The sequence below is a fragment of the Paracoccus albus genome (assembly GCF_027913035.1).
Lineage (GTDB): Bacteria > Pseudomonadota > Alphaproteobacteria > Rhodobacterales > Rhodobacteraceae > Paracoccus > Paracoccus albus.
In genome coordinates this window covers 1,163,793-1,182,080 of sequence record NZ_CP115775.1, presented here as the reverse complement: position 1 = coordinate 1,182,080, position 18,288 = coordinate 1,163,793, and the positions used below count along the sequence as shown (strand labels likewise).

Here is an 18,288-nt window from a genome sequence, read left to right as displayed (position 1 = left end):
CATATGTTTTTGGCACAACCCGTTGCACCGGCTTCCGGTTTCATATCGGGCCCTGCGGCCCGGCGTGCAAGCCTTTACGAACCCGACCGCACCGCGCCATAAGGCAGTGATGACCGAACGCCTGCCCATAGAAGACGCCTTGCCCGCCCTTCGCGATGCGATGAAGGCCGGTGGCTGCGCCGTGCTGGTCGCCCCGCCGGGTGCGGGCAAGACGACCCGCGTTCCGCTGGCGCTGATGGATCAGGTGTCAGGCAAGATCCTGATGCTGGAACCGCGCCGCCTTGCCGCCCGCGCCGCCGCCGAACGGCTGGCCGAGGGATTGGGCCAAAAGCCGGGCGGGGATGTCGGTTTCCGGATGCGTGGCGAATCCGTTGCCGGGCGACGGATCGAGGTGGTGACCGAAGGTATCCTGACGCGGATGCTGCAATCCGACCCTTCGCTGGAGGGGATCGGCTGCGTGATCTTCGACGAATTTCATGAACGCAGCCTGAATGCCGATCTGGGACTGGCGCTTGCGTGGGAGGCGCGCGGTGCCCTGCGCCCCGATCTGCAATTGCTCGTGATGTCTGCGACTCTGGATGCAGGCCCCGTCGCCGCTATGCTGGGCGATGCGCCTGTCATCGAAAGCATGGGCCGCGCCTTTCCGGTTGAGACACGCTATCTGCCGCGCCCGCTGCCCGCTGGTCATCGTCTGGATATAGAGGCCGCCCGGCTGATCACGCAAGCCGAAGCAGAGACACGCGATGATCCCGGCGGCACAATCCTTGCATTCCTGCCGGGAGAGGGCGAAATCCGGCGCGTTGCTGCCGCGCTGTCGGATCTGCCATGCGAGGTCGCGCCGCTTTTCGGTGCGATGGACTTCAAGGCGCAACGGGCGGCGCTTTCACCGCCGCGCGGGCATCGCAAGATCGTGCTGGCGACGGCGATTGCGGAAACCTCTCTGACCATTCCCGGTGTTCGCGTGGTGGTGGATGCCGGGCGGGCGCGACGGGCGCGCTTCGATCCCGGATCAGGCATGTCGCGATTGGTGACAGAGCGCGTCAGCCGGGCAGAGGCAGAACAGCGCCGTGGCCGCGCCGGTCGTGTCGCGCCGGGCATCTGCTATCGCATGTGGGCGCGGGCCGAGGAAGGAGCCCTGCCCGGTTTCGCACCACCCGAAATCGCCGTTGCAGACCTGACAGGACTGGCGTTGGAGCTTGCAAATTGGGGCAGCGACGGGGCCGATCTGGCCTTTCTGACGCCGCCCCCCGATGCCGCGATGGCAGAGGCGCGGGCGCTGCTGCGCGATCTGGGTGCGCTAGACGCAGAAGGCCGGATCACCCCGCATGGCCGCGATCTGGCGGCGCTGCCGGTTCACCCACGCCTCGCACATATGCTGGCGGTCGCGGGACGCAATGCAGCGCCGCTGGCTGCGCTGATCGAAGACCGCGATCCGCTTCGCGGTGCCGGGGCCGATCTGTCGCTGCGGCTGCGCGCCTTGCAGGAATCCTCTCGCCACGGTCCCGCACGGGGCGCATTGGACCGCATCCGGCAGGAGGGTAAGCGGCTCGCTCGTCTTGTGCCCGATACCGCCGCGATGTCACCCGGCGCGATGGCCGCACTTGCCTATCCAGACCGGATCGGGATGCGCCGCCCCGGCGATCAGCCGCGCTATCTGCTGTCGGGCGGGCGTGGCGCGGTCCTGACAGAGGGCGATGCGATGGGCGCCGAGCCTTTCCTCGTCGCGACGGATCTGGATGGTCAGGGTCGTGAATCGCGCATTCGCCTTGCCCTGCCCATCACCGAAGACGAGATCCGCGACGCTTTTGCCGACCGGATCGAAACACTTGAGGCGGTCGAATGGTCGCCGCGCGACGGCCGCATTCTTGCACGAGAGCGTGACCGGCTGGGCGCATTGGTATTGGCAGAACGTCCACTGCCGAAACCGGCAGAAGACGCCATCGCCCGTGCCGCGTGGGAGGGACTGCAATCCGAAGGGCTGACTTGGTCCCCGAAGGCCGCCCGTCTGCGCGCCCGGATCAGATTGTTGCCCGAGGGGCCCGATGTCTCGGACGAGGAACTGCTGACGGATGGAGACTGGCTTCTGCCGTTTCTGGGCAAGGTCAGGAACCGGGGCGATCTGCGCGGGCTGGATCTGACGCAGCCGCTGATGAACCTGCTGGGCTGGGATGGGCAGCAGGCGCTGAACCGGCTGACACCTGCGCACTTCACGACACCGCTCGGGCGACAGGTGCCGATTGACTATGATGCGGAAACACCCTCTGTCGAGCTGCGTCTGCAAGAGGTATTCGGCCTCACCCGCCACCCGATGATCGGCAACCAGCCGCTGCGGATGACGCTGCTTTCGCCGGGACAGAAGCCGGTTGCGGTGACGACCGATCTGCCGGGTTTCTGGGCCGGTTCCTATGCAGATGTGCGCAAGGACATGCGCGGACGCTATCCCAAGCACCCGTGGCCCGAAGACCCGACACAGGCCGATCCGACGCTTCGCGCCAAACCGCGCGGCAGTTAATCCGCCATCATCCGATCAACGCGACGATCCATGACCCGCCGCCATAACGGTGGAACCATCGCGATTGCCCCCATGACCGGCAGCGAATAGGGCAGCATCGGACGCTGTGCGCCCCCCAGTTGCAATGCGGGATAGATACGTCCCGGATGGGCATGGTGGTCGGAATGGCGCGGCGCATTGACCATCGCAAGCGAGGAAAAAGGATGCGGTGCGTCCCAGCTGTGCCTTGGTCCAACAGGTTCGATGCGTCCCCTTACCTTGGCGCGGCGCAACCCGTAATGCTGGACATAATCGGACAGCATCAGCTGCATCTGCGCATAAAGGCAAAGCAGAATATAGTCCGCAAGCGCCCGCGTCCCGAAGATCAGCGCGACCAGCATCAGGAAAAACGCCGCGCCGCCGATCCAGTAGAGATAGGGGTTCATCCGGCCCGAAGCGGTGCTGCGTTTGCGCTCTGCCGCGAGCCCGGCGCGAAATGACCCGAACCATGCGCGCGGAAAGAAGGCCCAAAAACTTTCACCCTTCCGGGCGGAATTCGGGTCGGCATCTGTGGCGACATTGCTGTGATGAACCAGCCGATGCGCGCTGACATGGTGGCCGAACAGCAGGCTGACATAGACTGCCGCACCCAGACGAAACAGGCCCCGGCTGCCGCGATGGATCAGTTCATGCGCGAATGAGTTGGTGACCTGGCCGAACCACATGCCCGCACCCAGAAACAGCGCGATGCGTTCCCAGCCGGTCAGCCAGTCATTCGCGAAAGCACCCAAGGCCGCGACCAAGAGGCAAAGATGACTGAACGCCAGCACAACAAGCAAGGCATCTGCCGCCGGAAAGCGCTCGTCGTGCCGTGCATTACCAAAACCCGTTGCAATCAGCGTATCGGCCAGCGGCGCGACAACGGCCATCCACAGAAAACCGGCCCAGAGCGTCCAGCCGCCACTGGCTGCCCCCCAGATCATCAGCAGCGCGGGGGCAAGGGCGACGGCTGCGAAGGCCGCGACCGAAGGGACGCGGCCAGGCATCACAACCCGACGAGCGCGCGGGCAAACTCATCCGGTTCAAAGGCGTCCAGATCGTCGATCTGCTCGCCCACACCAATCGCATGAATAGGCAGGCCGAACTTATCGGCAAGCGCCACCAACACGCCGCCGCGCGCGGTGCCGTCCAGCTTGGTCATCACCAGCCCGGACACATCGGCGAGTTTCTGGAACGTTTCCACTTGAGACAGCGCATTCTGCCCGGTCGTGGCATCCAGTACCAGCAAGGTATTATGCGGCGCCGTCGGGTCCTTCTTGCGGATGACGCGGACGATCTTGGCAAGCTCCTCCATCAGGTCGGCGCGGTTCTGCAACCGTCCTGCGGTGTCGATCATCAACAGATCCGCACCCTCTGCCTCGGCCCGAGCCATGGCGTCAAAGGCAAGGCTGGCGGGGTCGGACCCTTCGGGCGCCGTCATCACCGGCACACCAGCACGCTGCCCCCAGACCTGCAACTGTTCGACCGCAGCGGCACGGAAGGTGTCGCCCGCCGCGATGACCACATTCTTGCCCGCCGCCTTGAACTGGCTGGCCAGTTTGCCGATGGTCGTTGTCTTGCCCGACCCGTTGACCCCCACGACCAGCACCACCTGCGGCTTCTTCGGATAAAGCGGCAGGGGCTGCGCGACCGGAGTCATGATCCGCGTGATCTCGTTCGCCAGCAGAGTTTTCAGTTCAGTGGCCGAGACGCGCCGTCCCATCCGCCCCTCAGCGATATTGGCAGTCACCCGCAGCGCAGTGTCCACGCCCATATCAGCGGCGACAAGGGTGTCCTCCAGATCCTCCAGCATTTCATCGTCAAGCTCTCGCTTCGGTTCCGCTGGGGCTGCGGTCGCGCCGCCTCCGAAAATGCGACCCATCAGGCCGGGCTTCTTCGCCGGCTCCGGCGCGGGCGGCGTTGCGGGCCGCGCGTCGGGCATGGGCATCGGAATTGGCGCCGGATCCACTGGCAGAGCAGGCTCTGGAGGAGAAGCGGGCGCAGGGCAGACAGATGCAGGCGAGGCCGGTGGTTCTGGCGGCTTTGCCTCAGCAGGCGGGGGCGGTTCTGGCGTGGGATTCGTATCAGGCTCGGGAGAGCCATCGCCCACCAGATCGTCAAGCCCCTGCCCGATCTTGGATGATGATTTGGTCAGCCGCTCTCGCAGCTTGGAAAAGAACGACATGGCCACCTCAATTGCTTGGGCGAGAACCTATGCCTTTGCAGCGCGAAGGAAAAGGGCAGCCTGCGTTTTCAGAATGCCTTGAAGGTCATTGTGGTCAGGGTCCGCACGATCCCGTCGATCCCGAACAGGTTTTCGTTCAGCCAATGGCCGACATCCGCTTCTTCGGGGATATAGACCTTTGCAAGAAGGTCATATTCGCCTGATGTCGAATAAAGCTCTGACACGACCTCGCGGTCATAAATGGCATCGGCGACGTCATAGGTCCGGCCGGGTGCGCAGCGGAACTGAACAAAAACGGGGCGCATGGGCAGCCTTTCGGTAAGATTTGTCGCAGGTTATCCCGGCTGGACCGCACGGGTCCAGTCCCCCCGCGACAATCCGGAATAGAAACGGCCGAGCATCAGAACGGCAGCAACGCTCAACCCGACCAGCAGGCCCATCCACAGACCGGCAGGGCCGATGCCAAGCGGAAAGGCAAAGATGTAACCCGCAGGCAAACCGACCAGCAGATAGCTTATCGTCGCATACCACATAGGCCGCCTTGTATCCTGCACGCCGCGCAGCAGACCCAGGCCCTGCACCTGCATCGCATCGACCAGCTGGAACAGCGCCGCCCAGAACATCAGCCCGACGGCCAGCGTCAGAATCTGGGGCGCTTCTGGATTTGCCGGATCAAGGTAAAGTGCCACAAGCGGACCGGGCGTCAGGATGAAAACCAGGCTGGTCAGTATGGCAAAGCCCACCGACAATACGATCAGGGAGGTCGCGACATCGCGCATTTCAATCGGATCGCCATGCGCCTGCGCCTGACCCGCACGGATGGTCCCGGCATTAGACATGCCAAGATGGAACATGAAGGAAATCGAGGACAATTGCAGCGCAATGCCATGTGCGGCCAGTGCACGAGTGCCAAACCAGCCCATCATGATATTGCTGCCGACGAACATGCCGATTTCCGCCACAAGAGTCAGCCCGACTGGCAGACCCAGCAGGAAGATCGCCCGAAAAGCCTGCCAATCAGGCCGCCAGAAGCGCTGTAGCAGGGCGATGGGCCGGGCCTGCGGCAGCCAAAGCGCATAGACGAGTATCGCCGCCAGCGTGACATATTGCGTGACGATCGAGGCGATGGCCGCACCCCGCACGCCCAGTGCCGGCGCGCCGAGATTCCCGAATATGAAGATCCAGTTCATCAGGATATTCAACGGAATACCGACGACCGTCAGCCACAAAACCACCTGCGTCCGCCCCATCGACGCGAGGTAGGAGTTCAGCGTCATCGCCCAAAGAAAGGCCAGACCGCCCCAACCCGCAATCCGCATATAGTCCTGCGACAGCTCTGCCACGATGGGTTCCTGACCGATGGCCAGCAGGATCGGCTCGGAATACCACATCACGGGCATGATCACGACGGAATGGATGGTCGAAAGCCACAGCGCCATGCGCGTTGCGCGTCGGATCTCTGTCATGTCGCCGCGCGCATTGGCCGAAGCCAGCAGCCCCATGACGCCCAGCCCGTAGCCCGCGCCTAACATGAAAAAGATGAACTGATATGACGTGGCCAGCACTAGCGCCGCAAGCGCATCCACCCCGTACCAGCCGATCATCACCGTATCGGTGATACCAATCGCCATACGCGCCAGATGCCCGCCGACAAGCGGCAGGCCAAGCGCCAGCGTGGCGATCAGATGAGGGCGGTAACGCGCGAAGTCCATGACCGGCGATTAGCCATTGCCCAAGCGATAGGCAAGGGCGTGTCACCTCGGAGTTTATCTTTCGACGGGGGCTGTGGTTTCGCGTCGATGCCAGTCGCATTCCCGCCCTGGAATCACGCGCTATCGGTGATCTCACCAAATGCCGCCACGGCCGCGGATGCCACGCGCCGGTCGGCTTCTGTTTCCGGGCCAGTCTCGCCGGGACGGAAACGCAGCCGGAAAGCCGACAGGCGGTCATTCTCTTCTGCTTCAGGATAGCCAAGTGCTGCAAGGCTGTCACCGAGCGCCATATCCTCGCCCGCGGCGCCCGGATGAACAGCCAGCCCCTGCCGCGCCAGTCGCGCCCAGTCGAAACGCGGGCCCGGATCAAATTTGCGGCCCGGCGCCATGTCGGAATGGCCGATAACGGCCTCGGGTCCGATGGACCAACGCGACATGATGCCCGCCAGCAGCGTCTCAAGCGCATCCATCTGTGCAGCTGCAAATGGCCTGTTACCGGGATTGACCAGTTCAATCCCGATAGAGCGCGAATTGACGTCATCCTTACCCTGCCACGAACCCGCTCCAGCATGCCATGCGCGGCGATCCTCAGGCACAAGTGCCTCCGCCGTGCCATCTTCATCGATCAGCCAATGGGCACTGACCTCTGCCTGCGGATCACACAGGCGCGCGCGGGCAGACGGGCCGTCGCTCATGCCGGTATAATGGATCACGATCAGCGAAGGCCGTGCACCGCCGCGCCTTTCGCCGTGATTCGGGGATGGATGCGTCATCCCCTGCTGCTGCGCCGGATTTTCGCGTCATCGCCGATGACATGCCAGTCGGGACGAACAAGGAACAATGTTTCACCCTCATCCAGGTTTCGGGCAACGACGCCTTCTTTACAGGTAATCACAGCCGGTCGACGCGGTAATGCGTCGGGTCCCAGCCGCAGACATAGCCGTCGCCATCCGGGTCCATCCCCATCGGATCGCGCTGCGGTCCGCCGGATGACAGGAACATCAGCTGCGCGGCCTCGGCATTCGGGTAGCGCGCGCAGGCCCGCGCCGCCGCCTCCTCCGTACCGCCGCTGCGGCTGAACGCAGCAGTGCCCGGCGCGTGGCGCTGCGTTCCGGCATAGCGGCTGAGCGCGTCGGTATCCGGGCTGTCATTCACATGCGCAGGCGGAATGGATGCAGGCGCCTGCGAAATTGCCGCAGCGCTACGGGTCACAGTGGTGGTATTCGACGGCAGAATCTGTCCGGTATCGGGATCGACATAGCCACCGCCGCCCGCCGCGCCACGGCGCATCTGCGCACGACGTTGCTGAACGCGCTGATAAGCGGTCGGGCTGGCGATTTCTTCTGCGGTGGGGGCATCGAAAGGCCGCGTTTTCGGTACGGTCTGCGGCGCAGCCGCCTGCCCGGTCAGTGCCATTTCACGCGCGGCCCGGTATTCGTCATAGGGGCGGTCGCTGTCGAAACGATAGCGCGGGTCAAGCACCTGCCCCGTTCCATCCGCACAGGCCGCAAGGCCCGCAATGCAAACCAGTCCCAAAAGCACTTTCTTCATCGCGAGTCCCTTCAAATGACTTTTACCACCAGCTATCTGGTTTCTCGGCAAAACCAGCGGCACGTTCAAGTGCGTAGGCGTGATTCAGCAGATCGCCTTCTTCGAAGGGACGCCCGATCAATTGCAGGCCCAAGGGCAGACCCTGACCATCCAGACCGACCGGCACGGAAATTCCCGGCAGCCCGGCAAGGTTCACGGTCACGGTAAAGACATCCATCAGATACATCTCGACCGGGTCTTTGCCTGACATGTCGCCCAGCCCGAAAGCCGCCGACGGTGTCGCAGGCGTCAGGATCGCATCCACACCCGAGGCATAAGCCTGATCGAAGTCGCGCTTGATGAGCGAGCGCACCTTGCGGGCGCGGTTGTAATAGGCGTCATAGAAGCCCGCCGACAACACATAGGTGCCGATCATCAGACGGCGCTTGACCTCTGGTCCGAAGCCTTCGGCGCGGGTTTTTTCATACATCTCGACGATGCCGTCACCCTGCCCCAGCTTGGCACGGCGACCGTAACGCACGCCGTCATAACGGGCGAGGTTCGACGACGCCTCTGCCGGTGCGATAACGTAATAGGCTGGCAGCGCGTATTTCGTATGCGGCAGGCTGATATCGACGACCTCTGCGCCGGCATCACGCAGCATTTCAGCGCCCTTTTGCCACAGAGCGTCGATTTCCGCAGGAATGCCTTCAATCCGGTATTCGCGTGGAATCCCGATCTTCTTGCCGCGAATATCGCCGGTCAGCGCGGCCTCGAAATCCGGCACAGGAATATCGGCAGAGGTCGAGTCCTTAGGATCGCTCGATGCCATTGCGCCCAGCATGATCGCCGCATCGCGCACGGTCTTGGTCATTGGCCCGGCCTGATCGAGGCTGGAAGCGTAAGCAATCGTTCCCCACCGGCTGACACGGCCATAGGTCGGCTTGAGGCCCACCGTGCCCGTGAACGCCGCGGGCTGGCGGATCGAGCCGCCGGTATCCGTACCGGTCGCGGCCAGACACAGATCAGCCGCCACAGCAGCAGCCGACCCACCCGACGAACCGCCCGGCGTCAGTTCCTGATCGCCCAGCCTCCACGGGTTGACGGCATTGCCATAGGCGCTTGTCTCATTCGACGAACCCATGGCGAATTCGTCCATGTTCAGCTTGCCCAGCATGACCGCGCCCGCATCCCACAGGTTCTGGGTCACGGTCGATTCATATTCGGGCCGGAAACCGTCAAGGATAGTGCTGGCCGCCTGCGTCGCCACGCCGCGGGTGCAGAAGACATCCTTGATGCCAAGCGGGATCCCGGTCATCGCCACCGCATCGCCCGCCTTGATGCGGTGATCGGCGGCCTTCGCCATCTCTCGCGCCAGATCGGGTGTCTGATGCACAAAGGCGTTCAGCGTATTCGCGCCCTCAATAGCGGTCAGACACGCCTCGGTCAGCTCTGCGGACGACAGTTTCCCTTCGCGCAGCCCGTCCCGCGCGTCGGCAATGGTCAGTTTGTTCAGATCGCTCATTCCACCACCTTCGGAACCGCAAAGAACCCTTCACGCGCATCGGGGGCGTTTGCCAGCACCTTTTCAGGGTAGCCACCATCAGTTACGACATCCTCGCGCCGCTTCAGCCGCATGGGTGTAACGCCGGTCATCGGTTCGACGCCTTCGACATCGACTTCGCTCAGTTGCTCCATGAAATGCAGGATATTGTTCAGCTCTCCGGCGAGCGCGGGAAGATGTTCTTCCTCAACCGCGATCCGGGCGAGATGGGCGACCTTGCGCGCCTCTTCTTCGGTGATGGACATGCGTGCTCCTTTAGCCTTGCGGCGGGTTTAGCCGCGCCTGCGACGCGCTGCAAGCACGGCAGAGCGTCATCAGAGCGTGAGGCCTTCCATCACCTGCGGTTCAATCAGTTTCGCGCCGACATCCCGCAAAGGCGCAATGTCAGGCTGAAGGAAATCGAAGGTCAGATAATGCGAGCATACGATCGTATCGAAGTTGAACCAGCGTTTTGCCGCATAGGCAGCCCGCGCCGGGTCCATTGTAAAATGTCCGCCAACCGACAGAATGCCGATGTCCGGCTTGTGCAGGTCGCCCATCCACTCCATATCGGCCATGATATCGGTATCGCCCGAGAAATAGATCACCTTTCCTTCGACCGCGATCATATAGCCCGCTTCATGTCCGGCATAGTTCGGCCCCTCCGCGCCATGACCAAGCGAAGATGAGTGAACCGCATTCACCATCGTGACCTGCGCGCCCCCAAGATCGACCGTGCCGCCCTTGTTGAAACCTATGGTCGCAATGCCCTGTTCGCCCTCCCAGAACTGCATCAGGTCATAAATACCAGCGACCGGAATACCCGTTTCCTTGGCAAGCTCCACAGCCTCTGAGGCGTGATCGCCATGTCCGTGGGTGATCAGGATATGCGTTGCCCCGTTGATCGCCTCTGCCTTCTGGGCGTCCGGAAAGCTGGGGTTTCCGTCCAGCCAGGGGTCGATCAGAATCACCGCATTTTCGATCTCAAGTCGCCAGCTTGCATGGCCGAGCCAGGTCAGACGCATCATCTTCTCCTTCTATCAGCAAAGCTTGCACGAGCCTATCGGAGCTAACGCGAATTACCACCTGAAATCACCACAAAGCGGGAGCATTAACCTCTTGTTAATCAACCTTTGGTTGAAATTCGTCAGACCTTTCGGGACAAGAGGCGCGATCCGCATGGCTTATTTGATTAAGGCCTATACATTTGAAGAGAAAGTTCCGGCCAACAACGATTTCCCTTATTGGGGGATAACCAGTGTTTCGTTCGCAGATGCAGCGGAACAAGACATATACTTAGACGATCCAGACAATTCATTCGACGCGGTCAGCACGCACGAGAAACTTGGACAGCAAGTCCTGCGCGACGTCGTGATCAGCGGCGAGACCGTCCACGAAGGCTCCGTGCTGACGTTTCTGAAAGACAAGTTGGTATTAATCATCGACCGCGAAACCAACGCTGAATATCTGGTCATGCTACCGCGTACCATCGGTCGCAAATATAAACTCTCTACTGACATCGGTGATCGGACGACGGTTCTGGTCGTTCCTGCAGAAGGCACTACTCAGCAATTTGATCCTGCGCGGACATACAAAGTATCCATACCCGTCAATGGCAGAAATATTCCCATGCAGCCGACGGAGATCCCGCAAAGCTATCTGGGCACCATATGCTTTGGGGCGGGAACATTGATCATGACCGCGTACGGCCCCCGTCGGGTCGAGGAACTTTCGGCAGGCGACCTGATCCTGACCCGTGACCGCGGGCCACGGCCGCTGTGCTGGATAGGTCATCGCCATGTTTCCGCACGGGTGCTTGATCTTGCCCCGAACCTGCGGGCGGTCAGAATCCTCAAGGGCGCATTGGGCAACGGCTATCCCGACCAAGATCTGACGGTATCGCCTCAGCACAGGGTGCTGATCGACTCACCAGTGGCAGAGCGCATTTGCGGCGCGGCAGAGGGGTTGGTCGCGGCAAAGCATCTTTGCGGCATGCCGGGCATTTCCATCGAGGACCCGCCGGAGGGCGTAGATTATTATCATCTGCTTTTCGACCGTCATGAACTTGTGCAGTCGAACGGGTGCTGGACAGAATCACTGTTCACCGGGCCTGAAGCACTTAAAGCGGTCAGCCCCTCGGCCCGTCGAGAGATCCAGACATTGTTTCCGCAGCTTTTCGCTGACCCATCAACGCCGCGCAACGGCGTGCGGAGGTTCCTGTCCGGCAGGGAGGTGAAAGAACTGATCCGGCGTCACCGGAAAAATGCCAAACCCTTGCTGGCCTGAGGCGGGTTTCGACCGTTTATCGGCTTATCGGCGCGTCACGACCAGCGTCGCCCACTCTCCGATCTCTTCCTGACTTTCCAGATCGAAGCCTGCGGCATCGTAGGCAGCAATGACGTCGGCTGCCTGTGTCACAAGCAAGCCCGACAGAATTGCGCGGCCCTGTTGCGCGACGTGGCGTGCCATATCCGGCGCAAGGTCGATCAGCGGCTGTTTCAGGATATTGGCGAAAACCAGATCAAAGGGGGCGGCATCATCAAGCATCGGATGATCGAAACCCACGGCCTCGATACAGACCACACGCCCGTCTAGCCCGTTTGCCAGAACATTCGCAGCTGCAACGTCAACCGCAACCGGATCAATATCCGACGCAAGCACGGTTCCGGGCAGAACGCGGGCAGCAGCCATGGCCAAGACGGCCGTGCCGCAGCCGATATCGGCGACCCGTCCGGGCTTCCAACCAGAGCTCAGCAATCGGTCGAGCGCCTCAAGACACCCTTTGGTCGTCCCGTGATGCCCCGTGCCGAAGGCCATCGCTGCTTCGATCAGCAACGGTTCCGCATCGGCTGGCACCTTGTCTTCATCGTGACTGCCATAGACGAAGAACCGACCTGCCTCGACCGGCGTCAGTTCACGGCGCACATGGGCGACCCAATCGACCTCGGGCAGTTCGCTGATCACGAAGGGGTTGGCCCCTTGCGCCGCAGCCAGCAGGGCCAGGCCGATCTCGTCCGGGGACTCGGTAAAATAGATCCCGACCTCCCAACGGTCCGAGCCATCTTCAATCTCGAACACGCCGGAGCCGACAGGTTCGGGCGTCAGATCTTCACAAAGTTCGGCCAGCGTGTCAGCGGCATCGCGTCCGGAAACCTGGCTCAGTGCGGTCCATGTCGGCATCAGGGAAGCTCATGCCCTTCCGGCATCGACGCCTCGACCCCGGTGCCGCGCATATTGCAATAGCCGTCGGGAACCTTGTGCAGGTATTGCTGATGCTCCTCTTCCTGCGCGGGGAAGAATTCACTGACGGGCAGGATTTCCGTGGTGATCTTGCCCTTGCCTGCCACGGCCAGACGGTTGTCGTAATCGACCTTCGCGGCCTCTGCCATCGTCTTCTGCGCATCGGAATAATACATGATCATAGAGCGGTATTGATCGCCCACATCATTCCCCTGACGATTGCCCTGCGTCGGGTCATGATTTTCCCAGAACAGTTTCAGCAGATGGTCATAGCTGATCCGCTCGGGGTCATAGACGATATGGACGACCTCGGCATGGCCGGTGCCGCCTTCGCAGACCTGACGGTAAGTCGGGTTCGGAACGCTGCCGCCAGCGAAACCGACCTGAGTCATCCAGACGCCTTCCTGTTCCCAGAAAAGACGCTCAACACCCCAGTAACAGCCCATTCCGAAAATCGCCTGCTCGAACCCCTTGGGGGGCGGGGCGTCCATCGGACGGTCAAAGATCGCATGATTTGCCATCGTGATACCTCTTCTCTTCTGCCGGTAACGCATGGCTGACCCGGAAGGTTCAGCGCAACTGCGGGGCTGTTGAGTTGCTGATTAAGTCATTCACCGCGCCAAACACCAGAGGACGCGGTGAAATTCCGTGCATTATGGGCGCAGCCTGCGGACCAAGCGGGCAGCGACGTTACAACTCGTCCCGCCAGCGGTTCACCAGCGGATAGCGGCGGTCCAGCCAGAATGCCTTGGGCGAAACCTTCGGGCCGGGTGCGGCCTGATAGCGCTTCCATTCGCTGTTCAGAAGCAGCCATTCTACCCGTTTGACCGTCGCCGCGTCAAAGCCGCGCTGCACCAGGTCCTTCAGTGACAGGTCTTCTTCCACCAGCCCGTACAGAATTTCGTCCAACACGTCGTAGGGAGGCAGGGAATCGCTGTCTTTCTGATCCGGGCGCAGTTCGGCGCTCGGTGGTTTTGTGATGATCTGCGGCGGAATAACCTCCCCGGTCTTTCCCATCATCCAGCCGCGGTGATTGGCATTGCGCCAGCGGCAGGTTTCGAACACGCGGGTCTTGTACAGATCCTTGATCGGGTTGTAGCCGCCAGCCATGTCGCCATAGATGGTCGCATAGCCAACCGCGACTTCCGACTTGTTGCCCGTGGTCAGCAGCATCTCACCATGTTTGTTCGACAGCGCCATCAACATCAGGCCACGCAGGCGGGACTGGATGTTTTCCTCTGTCACGTCGGGCTTTGTGCCTTCCATCAGATGGGCAAGCGCATCTGATACCGCATCCCGCGCACCGTCGATCTTTACCGTATCCAGCCGCACGCCCAGACGAGTCGCGCAATCCGCCGCATCGTCAAGGCTGGCCTGCGAGGTATATTCGGACGGCAGCATGACGCAGCGTACATTTTCCGGACCGACCGCGTCGGCGGCTATCGTGGCAACCAGTGCCGAATCGATGCCCCCGGACAGACCCAGCAGTACCTTGCGAAAGCCGTTCTTGCGCAGATAATCGCGCAGGCCGGTCATCATCGCTCGGTAATCCTGCTCCCACTCATCGGGCTGCTCGATCATCTGGCCTGGCTTGGCGCGCCACCCCTGATCGGTGCGCACAAAATCCACCTGGTCGATGACTTCGTCGAAGGGCGCAAACTGCACCACCTTTTCCGCGCCGCCATCGGCACCGGGGTTCAGCACAAAGCTGGCGCCGTCATAAATCTGATCATCCTGCCCGCCGACAGAGTTCAGATAGACGAAGGGCAGCCGGTTCTCGACCACGCGGGCAACCATATGGCCCATGCGGACATCCAGTTTGTTGCGGTAATATGGACTGCCATTCGGACTGACGAGGATCTCTGCCCCCGATTCTTCCTGCGCCTCGGCCACGTCCGGCCACCATGCGTCTTCGCAGATAGGTGAGCCGATCCGCACGCCCGCGATGCTGTAAGGCCCCGAAATCGGCCCCTCATCGAACAGGCGCATTTCATCGAACAGTTCTTTATGCGGCAATTCGTGCTTCAGCACACGCGCGATGATCTCGCCGCCCTCACAGATGAAATACGCATTATACAGCTTGTCCTTGGACGCCCAAGGCGTGCCGATGGCAAGTGCCGGACCATCTGCACATTCGCGGGCAAGTGCCTCTACCTGCCAGACGGCGTGTTCGACGAAGCCTTTTTTCAGCACCAGATCCTGCGTCTGGTAGCCGGTGATGAACATCTCGGGCAGATAGACGATGGCGGCACCGGCTTCTTTGCCTTTTTCCCAGGCGGACCGGGCCTTGGCCGCGTTTCCTTCCAGATCGCCTAGCGTGGGATTCAACTGTGCAAGCGTGATGCGGATGCTGTCGGTCATATGCGGTTCCTCGACTGTGCTGCGCCAGCCATAGCGCAGCCAGCGGCGAGAGTGAACGGCAGGCTTTGCGCTGCGGTTCCGGTTGGGCTAAACGAGGGGGCAAAGAACGGAGTCGGGCATGAAGGCAGCTCTTGCGGCAGTAATCCTGGCGGCGGCAACGCCAGCCATGGCACAGGACAGCACGCAGCAGACAGGCAATGTGGTTACCAAGCCATATGACGATGGCGGGGTCTATACGGGCACATTCCGAAACGGGCTGCAGCATGGGCGCGGGACTTACACGCTGCCGTCCGGCTATGAATATGAAGGCGATTGGGTCGAGGGCGAAATCCTGGGTCAGGGCCGCGCGCGCTTCCCGAACGGTTCCGTCTATGAAGGCACCTTCGCCAAGGGCAAGCCCAACGGCCAGGGCAAGATCACCTATGCCGATGGCGGCACCTATGAAGGCGACTGGGTCGATGGGCAGATCACCGGCGAAGGCGTGGCGAACTACGCCAACGGCGCCAGCTATGAGGGCGGTTTCCAGAATGCCATGCATCACGGCAAGGGCGTGCTGAGCCAGCCGAACGGCTATCGCTATGACGGGGACTGGGTCAGCGGCGTCAAGGAAGGCATTGGCCGGATCACCTATCCCGATGGCGCGGTCTATGAAGGCCAGATGCTGGCAGGACAGCGCGCCGGTCGCGGCAAGCTGACCATGCCGGACGGTCTGGTCTATGACGGCACATGGGAGGCCGGGCAGATGTCTGGCCGTGGTGATCTGACCCAGCAATCGGGCGACCGCTACGAGGGAGAGATGCGCGATGGCAAACGCGAGGGACAGGGTCTTGCCACCTATGCCAATGGTGACACGTATCAGGGCCAGTTTCGCGATGATCGCCGTGACGGGACCGGCACCTTCACCGGCACTGACGGATATGTCTATACCGGCCAGTGGGTCGCGGGGCAGATGCAGGGTGAGGGCAAGATCACCTATCCCGATGGCTCGGTTTATGAAGGGCAGATGGCCGCCGACCAGCCCGACGGGCGCGGGCGCATCACCTATCCCGACGGGGCGACCTATGAAGGCGATTGGGCGGCAGGCGTGATCCACGGTCAGGGACGCGCCGCCTATGCCAACGGGATGATCTACGAAGGCTCTTTCCGTGAAGCCCGGATCGACGGTCAGGGTCGGATGACATATCCCGACGGCTACGTCTACAATGGCGAGTGGAAGGACGGCGAACGCGATGGACGCGGGCAGGCCACTTATCCCGACGGCACCGTTTACACTGGTGAGTTCGCCGAAGGTCTGCGCGAAGGGCAAGGCAAGCTGACCACGCCCGACGGTTTCATCTATGAAGGCGGCTGGCAGGATGGTGAAATCGACGGTGAAGGCATCGCAACCTATGCAACCGGCGACACCTATACCGGCCATTTCGCGGCAGGCAAACGGCAGGGTCAGGGCGTGATGCGCTATGCGACCGGGCAGGTCGCCTCGGGCGAATGGGACCAGAACAGGCTCAGCCGTCCCGGCCCCGTCGCAACCGAAGGCCCCGCCCCCGATACGCGGAACGCGGCGAATGGCGCGTCAGAAGGCGCCCCCATGCCCGATCAGGAAAATCCGACACCCGACCTGCCCTCGGAATCAGATGCAGGCAGTGCGACGGCGGCAGAAAGCAACGGAAACGCAGCGCAAGAAGCCACTGAACCCGTGACCGCCGATATTCCTGCGGCCATACCTGTCGATGTAACCGAAGGGTCAAACCAATGATCGTGATCGCCTGCGCCATCATCGGTTTCGCACTCGGCTGGATGCGCGCCGGCCGTGTTGGGGGCAACAGCAAGGACAAGGCACAATGGGCGCTTGCACATATGTTTGCCTTCGTCCTGCTGGGATTGTTCGCGACACTCATCATCGACCGAATGACCTGATGTTTCGCCCCTTCCTCGACAGCCTGCGCCGCCATGGGGTGCCGGTCAGCCTGCGGGAATATCTTGATCTTCTCGGCGGGCTGTCGCAGGGCGTTACGGGCAGTAACCCCGACGATTTCTATCACTTCGCACGGATTTCGCTGGTCAAGGACGAACGCCACATCGACCGTTTCGACCGCGCCTTTGCCGAGGCGTTCTCGGGCGTTGAACAAATTCCCGTGGAAGCCCTGCTGGAGCAGGTCGATATTCCGCGCGAATGGCTTGAGAAAATGGCCGAGAAGCTGCTGACCGATGCCGAAAAGGCCGAGATCGAAGGATCGGGCAGCTTCGAGGCGCTCATGGAAAAGCTGCGCGAGCGTTTGGCCGAGCAACAGGGGCGCCATCAGGGCGGAAACAAGTGGATCGGAACGGCCGGAACCTCGGCCTTCGGCGCTTATGGCTACAACCCCGAAGGCGTCCGCATCGGCCAGCATGAATCGCGCCACAGAAGGGCCGCCAAAGTCTGGGACAAGCGCGAATTCAGGGATTTCGATGACAGCGTGGAACTCGGCACTCGCAATATCAAGGTGGCGCTGAAACGGCTGCGGCAATGGGCGCGGCACGGCGCCGCGGAAGAGCTTGACCTGCCAGCCACGATCCGCGCCACCGCCGATCACGGCTATATCGACGTCAAAACCCGGCCCGAGCGACGCAATGCGGTAAAGGTGCTGCTGTTTCTGGATGTCGGCGGCTCGATGGACGATCATATCCGCGTCGTGGACGAGTTGTTCAGCGCCGCGCGCGCCGAGTTCAAGCATATGGAACATTTTTTCTTCCATAACTGCCTGTACGAAGCCGTCTGGAAGGATTCTCGCCGCCGCTGGACCGAAACGACGCCGACATGGGACATCCTGCACCGCTATGGCCGAGACTATAAATGCATCTTCGTCGGCGACGCCTCGATGTCGCCTTATGAAATCGCCGTGCCCGGTGGTGCCAACGAACATTGGAATGAAGAGCCGGGAGCGCTTTGGCTGCAACGCGCGGCTGAGACATGGCCCGATCATGTCTGGCTGAACCCGGTTCCGCAACGGCAATGGCGCTATACCCAGTCCATCGGCATGATCGAAGAGGTTTTTGAAAAACGCATGATGCCCCTGACGCTGGAGGGGCTGACCCAAGCAATGCGCATCCTCGGCTGAACCTGCTCTCATCGAGAGCTCGCATAGGTATTTGAACACCGAAGAGTTGCATTCTTCGGTGCATAAATACCTTCTTTACGTCTCAACGCGCA

The 18,288-nt window shown here is 61.7% G+C and carries 17 protein-coding genes; 5 read left to right on the top strand and 12 right to left on the bottom strand.

Going from position 1 to position 18,288, the window contains the following annotated elements:
* The first annotated feature begins 109 nt into the window (after positions 1 to 109).
* Positions 110 to 2,512: an ATP-dependent helicase HrpB gene (hrpB, locus tag PAF20_RS05875; RefSeq protein WP_271072781.1), complete on the top strand. Its 2,403-nt coding sequence runs from the start codon at positions 110 to 112 to the stop codon at positions 2,510 to 2,512.
* Here the strand turns inward: hrpB and PAF20_RS05870 are convergent.
* From PAF20_RS05870 to PAF20_RS05830, 9 genes are all read right to left on the bottom strand, one after another.
* Positions 2,509 to 3,537, bottom strand: a complete 1,029-nt coding sequence (locus PAF20_RS05870; protein ID WP_271072780.1) for an alkane 1-monooxygenase — start codon at positions 3,535 to 3,537, stop codon at positions 2,509 to 2,511. The two genes, hrpB and PAF20_RS05870, sit on opposite strands and share 4 nt — an antisense overlap.
* Positions 3,537 to 4,715, bottom strand: a complete 1,179-nt coding sequence (ftsY, locus tag PAF20_RS05865) for a signal recognition particle-docking protein FtsY (protein ID WP_271072779.1) — start codon at positions 4,713 to 4,715, stop codon at positions 3,537 to 3,539. The genes PAF20_RS05870 and ftsY overlap by 1 nt, the downstream gene beginning before the upstream one ends.
* A gap of 68 nt (positions 4,716 to 4,783) precedes the next feature.
* Positions 4,784 to 5,020: an Lrp/AsnC family transcriptional regulator gene (locus PAF20_RS05860; protein ID WP_271072778.1), complete on the bottom strand. Its 237-nt coding sequence runs from the start codon at positions 5,018 to 5,020 to the stop codon at positions 4,784 to 4,786.
* Positions 5,021 to 5,050: 30 nt separating this feature from the next.
* Complete coding sequence (locus PAF20_RS05855; protein WP_271072777.1) at positions 5,051 to 6,427, bottom strand: MATE family efflux transporter; 1,377 nt, start codon at positions 6,425 to 6,427, stop codon at positions 5,051 to 5,053.
* Positions 6,428 to 6,540: 113 nt separating this feature from the next.
* Positions 6,541 to 7,200, bottom strand: coding sequence for an N-acetylmuramoyl-L-alanine amidase (locus PAF20_RS05850; protein WP_271072776.1), 660 nt, complete (start codon positions 7,198 to 7,200; stop codon positions 6,541 to 6,543).
* Positions 7,201 to 7,318: 118 nt separating this feature from the next.
* The gene (locus tag PAF20_RS05845; protein WP_271072775.1) at positions 7,319 to 7,978 is read right to left on the bottom strand and encodes a hypothetical protein; all 660 of its coding nucleotides are present in this window, start codon (positions 7,976 to 7,978) and stop codon (positions 7,319 to 7,321) included.
* 22 nt (positions 7,979 to 8,000) lie between these two features.
* The gene (gene gatA, locus PAF20_RS05840; protein WP_271072774.1) at positions 8,001 to 9,482 is read right to left on the bottom strand and encodes an Asp-tRNA(Asn)/Glu-tRNA(Gln) amidotransferase subunit GatA; all 1,482 of its coding nucleotides are present in this window, start codon (positions 9,480 to 9,482) and stop codon (positions 8,001 to 8,003) included.
* On the bottom strand, positions 9,479 to 9,766 hold the full coding sequence (gatC, locus tag PAF20_RS05835; RefSeq protein ID WP_271072773.1) for an Asp-tRNA(Asn)/Glu-tRNA(Gln) amidotransferase subunit GatC: 288 nt from the start codon (positions 9,764 to 9,766) through the stop codon (positions 9,479 to 9,481). Before gatC ends, gatA begins: the two co-directional genes overlap by 4 nt.
* Positions 9,767 to 9,835: 69 nt before the next feature.
* Positions 9,836 to 10,525, bottom strand: coding sequence for a metal-dependent hydrolase (locus tag PAF20_RS05830; protein WP_271072772.1), 690 nt, complete (start codon positions 10,523 to 10,525; stop codon positions 9,836 to 9,838).
* A gap of 154 nt (positions 10,526 to 10,679) precedes the next feature.
* Here PAF20_RS05830 and PAF20_RS05825 point away from each other — a divergent pair, with 154 nt between their 5' ends.
* A complete protein-coding gene (locus PAF20_RS05825; protein WP_271072771.1) occupies positions 10,680 to 11,786 on the top strand; it encodes a Hint domain-containing protein in 1,107 nt (368 codons plus the stop codon).
* Positions 11,787 to 11,810: 24 nt separating this feature from the next.
* Here PAF20_RS05825 and PAF20_RS05820 read toward each other — a convergent pair whose 3' ends face one another.
* The 3 genes from PAF20_RS05820 to PAF20_RS05810 all read right to left on the bottom strand — a co-directional run bounded on the left by PAF20_RS05820 (position 11,811) and on the right by PAF20_RS05810 (position 15,101).
* Positions 11,811 to 12,680, bottom strand: coding sequence for a 50S ribosomal protein L11 methyltransferase (locus tag PAF20_RS05820; RefSeq protein ID WP_271072770.1), 870 nt, complete (start codon positions 12,678 to 12,680; stop codon positions 11,811 to 11,813).
* A complete protein-coding gene (gene msrA / locus PAF20_RS05815; protein WP_271072769.1) occupies positions 12,680 to 13,261 on the bottom strand; it encodes a peptide-methionine (S)-S-oxide reductase MsrA in 582 nt (193 codons plus the stop codon). Before msrA ends, PAF20_RS05820 begins: the two co-directional genes overlap by 1 nt.
* A 169-nt stretch (positions 13,262 to 13,430) precedes the next feature.
* Positions 13,431 to 15,101 carry an NAD+ synthase gene (locus tag PAF20_RS05810; RefSeq protein WP_271072768.1) on the bottom strand — a complete coding sequence of 557 codons (1,671 nt, stop codon included), beginning with the start codon at positions 15,099 to 15,101 and terminating at the stop codon, positions 13,431 to 13,433.
* A gap of 118 nt (positions 15,102 to 15,219) precedes the next feature.
* Here PAF20_RS05810 and PAF20_RS05805 point away from each other — a divergent pair, with 118 nt between their 5' ends.
* The 3 genes from PAF20_RS05805 to PAF20_RS05795 are packed head-to-tail and all read left to right on the top strand — an operon-like array spanning position 15,220 to position 18,196.
* On the top strand, positions 15,220 to 16,854 hold the full coding sequence (locus tag PAF20_RS05805; protein WP_271072767.1) for an MORN repeat-containing protein: 1,635 nt from the start codon (positions 15,220 to 15,222) through the stop codon (positions 16,852 to 16,854).
* Positions 16,851 to 17,015, top strand: a complete 165-nt coding sequence (locus PAF20_RS05800) for a hypothetical protein (protein WP_271072766.1) — start codon at positions 16,851 to 16,853, stop codon at positions 17,013 to 17,015. The genes PAF20_RS05805 and PAF20_RS05800 overlap by 4 nt, the downstream gene beginning before the upstream one ends.
* Complete coding sequence (locus PAF20_RS05795; protein ID WP_271072765.1) at positions 17,015 to 18,196, top strand: vWA domain-containing protein; 1,182 nt, start codon at positions 17,015 to 17,017, stop codon at positions 18,194 to 18,196. Before PAF20_RS05800 ends, PAF20_RS05795 begins: the two co-directional genes overlap by 1 nt.
* Positions 18,197 to 18,288 lie beyond the last annotated feature (92 nt).

Bases quoted from the DNA above. Each gene is read 5' to 3' on its own strand.
- hrpB (WP_271072781.1), top strand. From the start codon at position 110: ATGACCGAACGCCTGCCCATAGAAGACGCCTTGCCCGCCCTTCGCGAT.
- PAF20_RS05870 (WP_271072780.1), bottom strand. From the start codon at position 3,537: ATGCCTGGCCGCGTCCCTTCGGTCGCGGCCTTCGCAGCCGTCGCCCTT.
- ftsY (WP_271072779.1), bottom strand. From the start codon at position 4,715: ATGTCGTTCTTTTCCAAGCTGCGAGAGCGGCTGACCAAATCATCATCC.
- PAF20_RS05860 (WP_271072778.1), bottom strand. From the start codon at position 5,020: ATGCGCCCCGTTTTTGTTCAGTTCCGCTGCGCACCCGGCCGGACCTAT.
- PAF20_RS05855 (WP_271072777.1), bottom strand. From the start codon at position 6,427: ATGGACTTCGCGCGTTACCGCCCTCATCTGATCGCCACGCTGGCGCTT.
- PAF20_RS05850 (WP_271072776.1), bottom strand. From the start codon at position 7,200: ATGACGCATCCATCCCCGAATCACGGCGAAAGGCGCGGCGGTGCACGG.
- PAF20_RS05845 (WP_271072775.1), bottom strand. From the start codon at position 7,978: ATGAAGAAAGTGCTTTTGGGACTGGTTTGCATTGCGGGCCTTGCGGCC.
- gatA (WP_271072774.1), bottom strand. From the start codon at position 9,482: ATGAGCGATCTGAACAAACTGACCATTGCCGACGCGCGGGACGGGCTG.
- gatC (WP_271072773.1), bottom strand. From the start codon at position 9,766: ATGTCCATCACCGAAGAAGAGGCGCGCAAGGTCGCCCATCTCGCCCGG.
- PAF20_RS05830 (WP_271072772.1), bottom strand. From the start codon at position 10,525: ATGCGTCTGACCTGGCTCGGCCATGCAAGCTGGCGACTTGAGATCGAA.
- PAF20_RS05825 (WP_271072771.1), top strand. From the start codon at position 10,680: ATGGCTTATTTGATTAAGGCCTATACATTTGAAGAGAAAGTTCCGGCC.
- PAF20_RS05820 (WP_271072770.1), bottom strand. From the start codon at position 12,680: ATGCCGACATGGACCGCACTGAGCCAGGTTTCCGGACGCGATGCCGCT.
- msrA (WP_271072769.1), bottom strand. From the start codon at position 13,261: ATGGCAAATCATGCGATCTTTGACCGTCCGATGGACGCCCCGCCCCCC.
- PAF20_RS05810 (WP_271072768.1), bottom strand. From the start codon at position 15,101: ATGACCGACAGCATCCGCATCACGCTTGCACAGTTGAATCCCACGCTA.
- PAF20_RS05805 (WP_271072767.1), top strand. From the start codon at position 15,220: ATGAAGGCAGCTCTTGCGGCAGTAATCCTGGCGGCGGCAACGCCAGCC.
- PAF20_RS05800 (WP_271072766.1), top strand. From the start codon at position 16,851: ATGATCGTGATCGCCTGCGCCATCATCGGTTTCGCACTCGGCTGGATG.
- PAF20_RS05795 (WP_271072765.1), top strand. From the start codon at position 17,015: ATGTTTCGCCCCTTCCTCGACAGCCTGCGCCGCCATGGGGTGCCGGTC.